This window comes from Deltaproteobacteria bacterium, from assembly GCA_019310525.1.
GTDB lineage: Bacteria > Desulfobacterota > DSM-4660 > Desulfatiglandales > HGW-15 > JAFDEE01.
This window is the reverse complement of sequence record JAFDEE010000142.1, coordinates 1-4,090: the sequence shown is the minus strand read 5'-3', so window position 1 is coordinate 4,090 and position 4,090 is coordinate 1. Positions and strand designations below refer to the sequence as shown.

Below are 4,090 nucleotides of genomic sequence, written 5' to 3'. Positions count from 1 at the left end.
ATCTTTTCCTCGTTCCCGGTCTCACGGCCTGGTTATTTCAAGGGGTTAGGGACGGGGGATTCTTGCCCCCTCCGCCGATCTCCCGCTTTTACAAGCGGGAGCCGGGGTTTCCCCTATCCCTAACCCCCCTGAAATAACGAAGGTTTACCTGCTGTTGTCTGGCAGGCCTCCCAACAGGTCACTTCCGAAAAGATCTCCATGCCCCTTCTCCCGGTGGTGCAGGCAGTGGTTTTCGGGTGAAATACTTATTCCGGAGATTCCCCGGACAAGCCCGCCAGACAACGGCGGGCGGCAGGCCCGTGGTCGTGTAGAAAAGAACGCCCTGCCCTTCCTCCCGGTGTTGCGGGCGATGGTTTTAAGTAAAGCCCTCCGATCCTTCACCTATCGAGCCCTTGAGCTCTCGGTTCAATAGACCCGACAGACCCAATGATTCAATAATATCCGTGCAGTTTCGCCTTTTATTGCCGGGGGACTTAGAGCACTTTCACGATCTTAAAGGAAAGGCCTTCTTGTTTGGAAGCCTCCCGGATGGCCGTCTCCGACCCCAGGACCGTAATGTGTCCGTGGTCCCGAAGACCCTCCAGGACCTCTCCGAAGCGTTTGAAGTCCGTCTCGGTGGTATCCAGGACCTCCTCCCGCATCCGCTGTCGGTCTTCCTCAGTCTCTCCCGAGAGGTGGCGGAGGAGGGAAGAGTAACCCTTGGCGTCCGGAAGCTGGTAGTGGTCCATGTCTCCGATGGTTCCGATGATCGCCTTGGTGAGCTCTTCCTTGCTCAGGGAGATTTCCTTCAGAAACCGGGTTGACTCATTGAAGGCCTCCAGGGTCCGGGAGAGGTTCGGGTCCCTGTAGGAGACAAAAGACAGGACTCCGGAGAGCCGGTCAAAGAGGCAGAAGGCCCCGTAAGCCCCGCCCTGGACTCGGATCCTGTCCCAGAGCCAGGAGTTTCGCAGGTACCGGCAGATCACGTGGGCCGAGCCATGAAAGCGGTATCCCATGGAATAGACGTCTCCCGCCTTCCCCACGTAATTTACCTGGGCGGGGATGGTCAGGCCTTCGAATTCCCCGGAAGGCTCCGGATGCCAGGTTTCCTCCTGGAAGGGATTGGAAGGAAACCGGTCCAGGAACTCCCCGACCTTGGGTTCGAGGCGTGACCAGTTGTCTTCATCCAGGGTGACATTGACGATCATGGCCTTCCGGTTGATCAACCGGCGCCTCATGTCTTCGAGGTCCAAGAGGACGGTATCCCAGTCCCGTTCCAGGGTGCCGGCGAGTTTCCGGAGGAAGAACAGATTCGCCAGTCCCGCCATCTGCTCCGAGGCCCAGTCCGCATCGTTGAATCGAGACCGAAGCCGGCGATTGACGACCTGGTGTCCCCCCGGGACCAGGCCTTGTTCCAGCCGGGCCTTGGATTCAAGTACCATCTGGCGGAAACGTTCGCGGTTGTCCAGTTTGACTGTGAGAAGCACATCCCTCAAGATGTCCAGGAGGTCCCCCGTCTGCCTCATCATCGCCTTGCCCCGCAGGAACATCCAGGCGGCACCCGCCCCCCTGCTCTCCTTGGTAACGGAGGTGAAGTAACTCGGATGGATCCCCCCGGTCTTTCGGCTGATGCGCTGACCCAGACTCACGTAGTCTTCGGCTTCTGTCCCCAATTCCAGCAAGGCCCTGCCAAAGAGGTGAACATAAGGGAGATACTTTCGGGGTAAGGCGTGCAGGTTGAATCCTATTTCCAGGTAGGCGATTCCGTTGGTAAAGAGGTCATGGAAAAGAATAGGGACCCCGTCCCTTGAAGAGAGGGCGAGGGGGATCCGGCGGTTCTCCCGATCCAGGTCTTCCAGTTTCAGACAAGGGATCGTGGCCAGGGCCTCCGGAGGATCAGGGGTCTCCTGGATCTCCTTGAGTTCTTGAGCCAGGCGGGCGATCTCCTCCAGTTCGCCGGGGTCCATGGCCGAGCGGGCATCGGCCAGGCGCTTTGTTTCGGCCTTTTCCTCCCGGGGACCCATCTCGGGGTCAGGCACGAGCAGGAGAGTGGTCCGGTGCGGGTTTTCCAGGAAGTAGTTCTCGATCAGTTTCTCGAAGTAACGTCCGTCCTCCTTAACGGCGGACTTGACGGCCTCCAGGGGGGCTTCGAAGGCCACCAGGGCCAGGGGGTCTTCTCCATAGAGCCAACTGCCGAGGGCACGGAGCATGATCACCAGGCCCCTCGGGTAGTTGCCGGTGTTGTTCTCCCTCAAGGCGAACTCCGTGGTGTTCATGGCTGCTTCGATGGTCTTGGGATCGATCCCTCTCCGAGCGAGATCTTCCAGGGTGCCGAGGATGAGTTCTTCCACCCTGTCCGCATTTTTGGGGTCGATCCCTTTGAGCCCTACGGAGAAATACATCTGCCGCAATTCACTCGCCAGTCCCACACCGGCCACGTCTTCTCCCAGGTTTGAGTCCATCAGGGCCTTTCTCAGGGGGGAACCCGGCATGCCCAGAAAGATGTAGGCCAGCACGTGAAAGGCAAGATTCAGCTCGCTTCGAGGAGACTCCGCCAGCCCCCAGTTCATGGTGACCATTCCCTTGGAGGACTCCTCTCCGTTTCCGGCGGCAAAGGGTCGGATCAGGCGCCTGGGTTTCTCAAAGGGCGGCTGGAGGGGAATCTCGACGGACATGTCGATCTTCTGGAAGTCCTTGAGGTAATCCTCGACCAAGGCCAAGCGCTTGGCCGGGTCGTCGTTGCCGTAAAAATAGATCAGGGCGTTGGACGGATGATAGTACTTCTCATGAAAGGATTTGAATTTTTCGAAGGTGAGGGTCGGAATCTCCTTCGGGTCCCCTCCGGAATCCAGGCCGTAAGGGGTGTCAGGGAAGAGGGATTGCTGGGAATACTCGGCCAGAAGGGAATCAGGGGAGGAGTAAGCACCTTTCATTTCATTCAAGACCACCCCTTTGTACATGAGGGAAGCTCCGTCCCGGTCGATTTCGTAATGCCAGCCCTCCTGGTAAAAGACGTAGGGGGTGAGCCTGGGGTGGAATACGGCGTCAAGGTAGATATCGCATAGGTTGTAAAAATCCTTCTCGTTCTGGCTGGCCACGGGATAGCAGGTCTTGTCCGGATAGGTGAAGGCGTTTAGGAAGGTCTGAAGAGACCCCTTGAGAAGCTCCACAAAGGGTTCTTTTACAGGGTATTTCCGGGAACCGCAGAGAACGGAATGCTCCAGGATGTGGGGTAAGCCTGTGGAGTCCGGAGGCGGGGTGCGGAAGGTGATGCCGAAGACCTTGTTTTCATCATCGTTTACAAGGGAGAGCAACTCCGCACCCGTCTTATGGTGCCGGTAAAACTCAGCCCGCGTTTTCAATTCCGGGATATCCCGCTCGCGGATCTTTTCAAAACCATGAAGTAACGTCATATAGTCCTCCATACCACTATTGTATGTATAGGATTCGCCGCCTCAGACAGGGACTCGGGATGTTCTCCTCGCTAACGTTCCCGCCGGTCACTTCAGAAAAGGGGCCCTCGGCCACTGCTCGAACCATCCTTCCGAGGAGAAAAAAACTGAAAGCATTAAGCCTTGGCACTCGAGAATTTCAACTGTAACTGACCCTCTCGAACCTGACTGACAATGGACCTTTTCCAAAGGTCTCTCTGGATCAAATATTTCACCTGAAAACCATTGTCCGCACCACCGGAAAAGGGGCATGGAGATCTTTTCGGAAGTGACCTGTCGGGAGGCCTGCCAGACAACAGCAGGTAAACCTTCGTTATTTCAAGGGGTTAGGGATGGGGGAAACCCCGGCTCCCGCTTGTAAAAGCGGGAGATCGGCGGAGGGGGCAAAACTCCCCCGTCCCTAACCCCTTGAAATAACCAGGCCGTGAGACTCGGGAACGAGGAAAAGATCCCCATGCCCCTTCCGTTTCCATAACACCCGAAGAGCATTTCATTTCGATAACAGCCCCCGAATGGCCGATGGCGCCTTTTCTTTCGTTCGGAGGCTCCCGGGCTGGTGTTTTCAGCGGCTTATCAGCGGGGGACACTTGCCCGCCGCTTTCTGGCGGGCCGGCCCCCTCCGCATTCTCCCGCTCTAAGAAGAGCGTGAGCTGCGGCTT

General features: G+C 57.4%; 1 protein-coding gene. It reads right to left on the bottom strand.

The genetic code is table 11. The annotated features are described in order from the left end of the window. Nucleotides 1-473: 473 nt before the first annotated feature. Nucleotides 474-3,392 (bottom strand): insulinase family protein, encoded by a 2,919-nt coding sequence (locus JRF57_16165; protein ID MBW2305232.1) that lies wholly within the window; start codon nt 3,390-3,392, stop codon nt 474-476. Nucleotides 3,393-4,090: the final 698 nt, after the last annotated feature.